Genomic DNA, 5,485 nt, shown 5'->3' with positions numbered 1-5,485 from the left:
AACCGGTGCATGAGCGTGCCCTCTGGCAACTGGCGGAACAGCTCTGTCCTATCGAACGCAATCATGACTATACCCAGGCGATTATGGATCTGGGCGCGACCGTTTGTACGCCGAAAAAGCCTTTATGTCTGTATTGTCCAATGCAGCAGCATTGCAAGGCACATCAGCAAGGACTGGAAAATGAATTGCCTTTTAAAAAGGCCAAAAAACCAGTGCCGGTGCGCTCTGCTCAGGTCTTGCTGATCCAGTCCGGTGCAGAATGGCTCTGGCAGCAACGTCCTAATAGCGGCCTGTGGGGTGGTCTCTGGTGTCTGCCGATTATTGAAAATGCATATGAATTTGAACAGCAATGCCAGCAGCTGGGCCTGAAAAATATCGTCAAAAAAACCCAGATTAGCCACAGTTTTACCCATTTTACCTGGCACCTTGAAGCGATTGTTTTTGCAGTAGATCAGGATCAGCAGGAACATCTGGCGATTGAACTGCAAGGCTGCTGGATGAGTCCGCAAACAGCAACCGATGCCGGCATTCCGACTGCCATGAAAAAATTGATCACTAGCGTCAATCTGTGACATAGTCTGAATAAAGCAAAATATCGATCAACTCAGAATGAGCATTGCCAATATTTAAGGATGAATAAAGTGCGCCAATACCTTGCTTTGACGTGGATTGCTTTGATTGCTGTGCTGCTGGCTGCCTGTAGCAGTACACCGAAAAAATCCCCTGCTGTACAGCTCAATCCTATCCTCGTGCAAAAACTGAAAAGTATGCGAGTGCCGTCCTCTCTACCAATCCCGGTGGCACGCGTACAGGCACGTGAATTAACAGATACCTGGGGTGCTTCGCGCAGTCGCGGACGCCTGCATGAAGGTATTGATATCATGGCTCCACGTGGAACCAAAGTTTTTAGCGCGACTGAAGGCCTGATTGCAGATTTACGTAACAACAATTTGGGTGGTAAAGTAGTCTGGATTCTGGGTCCGGGCGGCTCCTGGCATTATTATGCGCATCTGGATGGCCATAAGCATGGCTTAAAAGTGGGCGACTATGTCAAAAAAGGCCAGCTGATCGGTTATGTCGGCAATAGCGGTAATGCCCGGCATACTGCTCCTCATCTGCATTATGGAATCTATTTACAGGGCAAGGGCCGCGATGTGGTCAACCCTTATCCCTATTTACGTTAATTTTAGGATATTTACATGTCAGAAGCGTTGATCAATCGTCTGGTGGAATTTGCTGAATCAGGCAATCAACAAAAAATTGAATTGAACGGTCAAACTTACCAGGGCTGGGTGATGGAAATTACCGAGGATGCGCTTCTGATCAGTACTGGTTATGCCGACAAGGCAGGTAAAGACATGTGGATTCAATTTAGCGATCTGGATCAGGCTAAACTATCGTACTGGGACAATCAGCAGGATCAATGGACTGTATTTAAATTATAAAACCATAAAAACAAGGAGCATCACATGACTGTGCAACGCTGTGGCTGGTGTTCCAATGATCCGCTGTATATCGCCTATCATGACCAGGAATGGGGACAGACGCTACTGGATGAAAATCGCCTGTTTGAAATGTTGTGTCTGGAAGGACAGCAGGCCGGTCTGGCCTGGATTACCGTTCTCAGAAAACGTGAAGCTTATCGTAAACATTTTTTTCAATATTCGATTGAATCTATCGCTTCACTTACAGATCAACAACTCCAAATAAAGCTTGAAGATGCTAGCCTGATACGGCATCGCGGCAAACTCAATGCCATTCGGGATAATGCCCAAGCTTGGCTGAAACTGCAACAGCAAGGGATCAATTTGGTGGAATGGCTCTGGTCTTTTGCCCAGCAACCGCGACTAAATAATGATGTTGTGGATTATCGGCAAGCATCCGCTCAAACTATTGAGAGCCAGAAGATGTCTAAAGCACTTAAACAGGCCGGTTTTAAATTTGTCGGACCCACCATTTGCTATGCCTTTATGCAGGCCGTTGGTATGGTCGATGACCATGAAAATCATTGTGACTTTAAAACAATATCCTCCCATTTAAATAAGAGTCAAAATCATGTCGAATAATATTATTCAAGCTTATGCTGCTATGTCCGCAGGTGCGGAACTCGAACCTTATCAATTTGATGCCGGAGAACTGCAGTCGCATCAGGTCGAAGTTAAAGTAGAATACTGTGGCCTCTGTCATTCTGATATTTCAGTGATCAATAATGACTGGGGCTCATCAGTGTATCCGGTCGTAGCAGGGCACGAAATTATCGGTACTATTACCCATCTGGGTGCAGAAGCCAAAGGCCTGAAAGTTGGGCAACGTGTTGGTATCGGCTGGACAGCGGAAAGCTGCCAATATTGCGATCCTTGTATTTCGGGCCAGCAGGTGCTGTGTACTGGCGGTCAGGTGGCTACCATTGTCGGACATGCCGGTGGTTTTGCCGACAAAGTGCGTGCCGGCTGGCAATGGGTTATTCCCCTACCCGAAGATCTGGATCCTGAAAGTGCAGGTCCTCTGCTCTGTGGCGGGATTACCGTATTTGATCCGATTCTCAAACACCAGATTCAAGCCATTCATCATGTCGGCGTGATCGGGATTGGCGGTTTGGGCCATATCGCAATTAAATTACTCAAGGCTTGGGGCTGCGAAATTACCGCCTTCACCTCGAATCTGGATAAAACCGATGAGCTGAAAGCCATGGGTGCTGACCATGTGGTGAACAGTCGTGATATCTCTGCATTAAAGGCCCAGCGTGGCAAGTTTGATTTATTGCTGAGTACCGTCAATGTCAACTTGAACTGGCAGGCTTATCTGGCAACTTTGGCGCCAAATGGCACTGTGCATATGCTTGGTTTACCACTTGAGCCGATGCAGATTCCGGCGGGCATGCTGATTGGCGGAGCCAAGTCAGTCACTGGTTCACCGACAGGTTCGCCGGCGGCATTACGTCAGTTACTTCAATTTGCTGCGCGTAAAAACATTGCGCCACAAATTGAAGTCTTCCCGATGTCACAACTGAATCAGGCCATTGAACATTTGCATTCTGGCAAAGCCCGTTACCGGATTGTACTTAAAGCGGATTTTACAGCTTAAATTCAGTCTGTTTTTTCATCTGTTAGAAAGACCCAGCGATTGGGTCTTTTTTATTGCAGGGCTTCAGGCAAGACCGCAATATTTGAAGGCTTGGCCAGTTCGGTCTTCATCTTCTGTAGCATCTGATAAGGTTGTTGTTGTACAAACATATTTACGAAGGTCAAAGGAATGGAACCTTCCGGATTGGCATAACCATAGGTAGAGACCTTGACCTTATTATTAGCCAGTTTCTGAAAAGTCCAGTCGCCCTGATAATTGGTTAAACGCACATAATCCGGGCTTAAAGGATAACCACTTTGGATGGCTTTATTCTTGATGTTGATCTGGCCATTCGCTTCCTTGATCATCTTGCCCTGTACAATCAGGTCACGGTCTTTTAAGGGAAATGGAAAATCCAGCACCATATACAGGGTAAAGTCACCCTTTTTATCATCGCGGGACAGAATCTTGATGCTTCCCATATAGGGAACCCACTTCACGGCATGCTCGACATTCAAAATGAGGGACACGGCATTTTCAATGGGCGCAGTGTAGGTGGTTTCAGCTTTATAGAGAAAGACCGGGTTTTGTTCATTCTGGTAGGTCCAGACCTTGATATTATTTTTATGAATACTGAGTTTAGGCGTTCCGACAGGCTTGGCCTGCGCAATGGCACTAAGCGCCACTGCACAGAGCAGAAAAATCATTTTTTGCATTTTTTATTCGTCTTATTTTAGTTTTATACTTTTTTATAAATGATTTTAACTCGGTTTTAAACCTGAATATCGTTAAAACCAAGCACGTCTTTCATATCATATTTACCGGCTTCACGGCCCACCACCCAGGCAGCAGCACGTACTGCACCAGAAGCAAAGTTCATACGATTGGTGGCTTTATGAGTAATTTCCACACGTTCCCCGTCGGCAATAAACATTGCAGTATGTTCACCGACAATATCGCCACCGCGAATGGTCTGGAAGCCAATACTCTTACGCTCACGCGGACCGGTATGACCTTCACGGCAATACACGGCATCTTCTTTTAAGTCACGACCCAAAGTTTCCGCAATCGCCTCACCCCACATCAAAGCTGTACCCGATGGCGCATCTACTTTGTGACGGTGATGTGCTTCAATCACTTCGATATCAACCGTATCGCCAAATACTTTAGATGCCAGTTCAAGCAGTTTGATCGAAACGTTCACACCCACTGAATAATTCGCTGCATAAACTACAGGAGTTTCTGTCGCAGATTGATCGAGATAGGTTTTTTGCTCGTCATTCATACCTGTGGTACCAATCACGATGGCGACACCTGCTTCACGACAGATTTTCAGATGATTGACGGTCGCTGCTGGCGCAGTAAAATCAATTACGACATCACAGTCTTTGACTACATCGGTAAGGCTACCCACGACCTTAACACCTGTTGCGCCAATTCCGGCAAGTTCGCCAGCATCTGCACCTAATAGTGTACTTTCAGGGCGTTCTACCGCAGCCGCCAATTGATAACCTGCTTCATGCACAGCCTGAATAAGGATACGCCCCATACGACCGCCTGCACCTAAGATCCCAATGCGTGGTGTAGCTGACATAACATAGTCCTGATGTTGATCCAAAATTGCTCTTACTATAGCAAAACTGCGGAATAACACTAAGATGCATTGCATAAAAATCAATGAAAATACTCAAAGAGTGAAATCACTGATATTGATAAGAGTTTTAATCAAGCCTAAGAAGTTAGGCAATCACTTCCATCAAAGCTATACGATGTAGATCAACTTGACTCGTCATATAGTTTTTAGCAATTGCTCATATAGCTTGAATAAGCTTATTCATAATTTTATCACTATTATTTTGAAATGATTTACTGAGATTACTGATTTGTGAAGTTAACTACAGACGACTTGCCAATACAGTTTTTCCTGTTTAGTCTCGCCATTATTAACTAAGCTCAAAATCTTGATGATTTAAATCTCAGTTAGATTAATAGGATTCTTATGCAAGAATTTTTACTAAATTTTAATTATGAATATCTACTTTTGAATTGATTAGTGGATAGGGTTTTAAGTCTTATTGAGATTAAAAGGACTCAATTTTGCCTTATACAAAAATCAGTCCTTAGATTGAGCAAATTAATTATCTAGCTCTTAGGGAACTTATTAAAAATAATAATACCTAAAGCAAAATTTGCCTGGTCTATACAATTTTGAAAATTTTTCCACTTAATGTACTTTGAAAGCACATTTCAAAACTGGGACGAATATCTTCACCATCTACAGTGATATGTTTTATATTGGAATGAGATTGTGTTTTAGAAAAATGATGATCGACTGTTGCTTGAATAGCGTGTTGAGCCCCAAACTGATCCTTCACACTGATACTTTGTTTAAGCATATCTATACCTTTAATAATAGTTAAAG

At 44.1% G+C, this 5,485-nt stretch carries 8 protein-coding genes and 1 pseudogene; 5 read left to right on the top strand and 4 right to left on the bottom strand.

Going from position 1 to position 5,485, the window contains the following annotated elements:
• The 5 genes from WAK81_RS05180 to ahr all read left to right on the top strand — a co-directional run.
• Positions 1-572, top strand: a 572-nt coding sequence (locus tag WAK81_RS05180; protein ID WP_422195965.1) for an NUDIX domain-containing protein, incomplete at its 5' end; no start/stop codon positions are given.
• A gap of 69 nt (positions 573-641) precedes the next feature.
• Positions 642-1,184, top strand: a complete 543-nt coding sequence (locus WAK81_RS05175) for a M23 family metallopeptidase (protein WP_422195964.1) — start codon at positions 642-644, stop codon at positions 1,182-1,184.
• 15 nt (positions 1,185-1,199) lie between these two features.
• A complete protein-coding gene (locus WAK81_RS05170; protein WP_422195963.1) occupies positions 1,200-1,445 on the top strand; it encodes a hypothetical protein in 246 nt (81 codons plus the stop codon).
• A gap of 24 nt (positions 1,446-1,469) precedes the next feature.
• On the top strand, positions 1,470-2,066 hold the full coding sequence (locus tag WAK81_RS05165; protein ID WP_422195962.1) for a DNA-3-methyladenine glycosylase I: 597 nt from the start codon (positions 1,470-1,472) through the stop codon (positions 2,064-2,066).
• Complete coding sequence (gene ahr / locus WAK81_RS05160; protein ID WP_422195961.1) at positions 2,056-3,084, top strand: NADPH-dependent aldehyde reductase Ahr; 1,029 nt, start codon at positions 2,056-2,058, stop codon at positions 3,082-3,084. Before WAK81_RS05165 ends, ahr begins: the two co-directional genes overlap by 11 nt.
• A 50-nt stretch (positions 3,085-3,134) precedes the next feature.
• On the opposite strand, the gene WAK81_RS05155 is transcribed toward ahr, so the two are convergent.
• The 4 genes and pseudogenes from WAK81_RS05155 to WAK81_RS05140 form a co-directional block, all read right to left on the bottom strand.
• Positions 3,135-3,779, bottom strand: a complete 645-nt coding sequence (locus tag WAK81_RS05155) for an START domain-containing protein (RefSeq protein WP_422195960.1) — start codon at positions 3,777-3,779, stop codon at positions 3,135-3,137.
• 56 nt (positions 3,780-3,835) lie between these two features.
• Entirely contained in the window at positions 3,836-4,657 is an 822-nt protein-coding gene (dapB, locus tag WAK81_RS05150) for a 4-hydroxy-tetrahydrodipicolinate reductase (RefSeq protein WP_422195959.1), read from the bottom strand.
• 220 nt (positions 4,658-4,877) lie between these two features.
• Positions 4,878-4,958 (bottom strand): annotated as a pseudogene (locus WAK81_RS05145) (DUF4142 domain-containing protein); the annotation flags it as partial.
• A gap of 303 nt (positions 4,959-5,261) precedes the next feature.
• Complete coding sequence (locus tag WAK81_RS05140; protein WP_004280859.1) at positions 5,262-5,459, bottom strand: hypothetical protein; 198 nt, start codon at positions 5,457-5,459, stop codon at positions 5,262-5,264.
• Positions 5,460-5,485: the final 26 nt, after the last annotated feature.

The organism is Acinetobacter sp. (assembly GCF_049284435.1).
GTDB lineage: Bacteria > Pseudomonadota > Gammaproteobacteria > Pseudomonadales > Moraxellaceae > Acinetobacter.
This window is presented reverse-complemented; position numbering and strand designations above follow the sequence as displayed.

Coding starts and splice junctions, on each gene's coding strand:
- WAK81_RS05170 (WP_422195963.1), top strand. CDS start 1,200: ATGTCAGAAGCGTTGATCAATCGTCTGGTGGAATTTGCTGAATCAGGC.
- WAK81_RS05165 (WP_422195962.1), top strand. CDS start 1,470: ATGACTGTGCAACGCTGTGGCTGGTGTTCCAATGATCCGCTGTATATC.
- ahr (WP_422195961.1), top strand. CDS start 2,056: ATGTCGAATAATATTATTCAAGCTTATGCTGCTATGTCCGCAGGTGCG.
- WAK81_RS05155 (WP_422195960.1), bottom strand. CDS start 3,779: ATGCAAAAAATGATTTTTCTGCTCTGTGCAGTGGCGCTTAGTGCCATT.
- dapB (WP_422195959.1), bottom strand. CDS start 4,657: ATGTCAGCTACACCACGCATTGGGATCTTAGGTGCAGGCGGTCGTATG.
- WAK81_RS05140 (WP_004280859.1), bottom strand. CDS start 5,459: ATGCTTAAACAAAGTATCAGTGTGAAGGATCAGTTTGGGGCTCAACAC.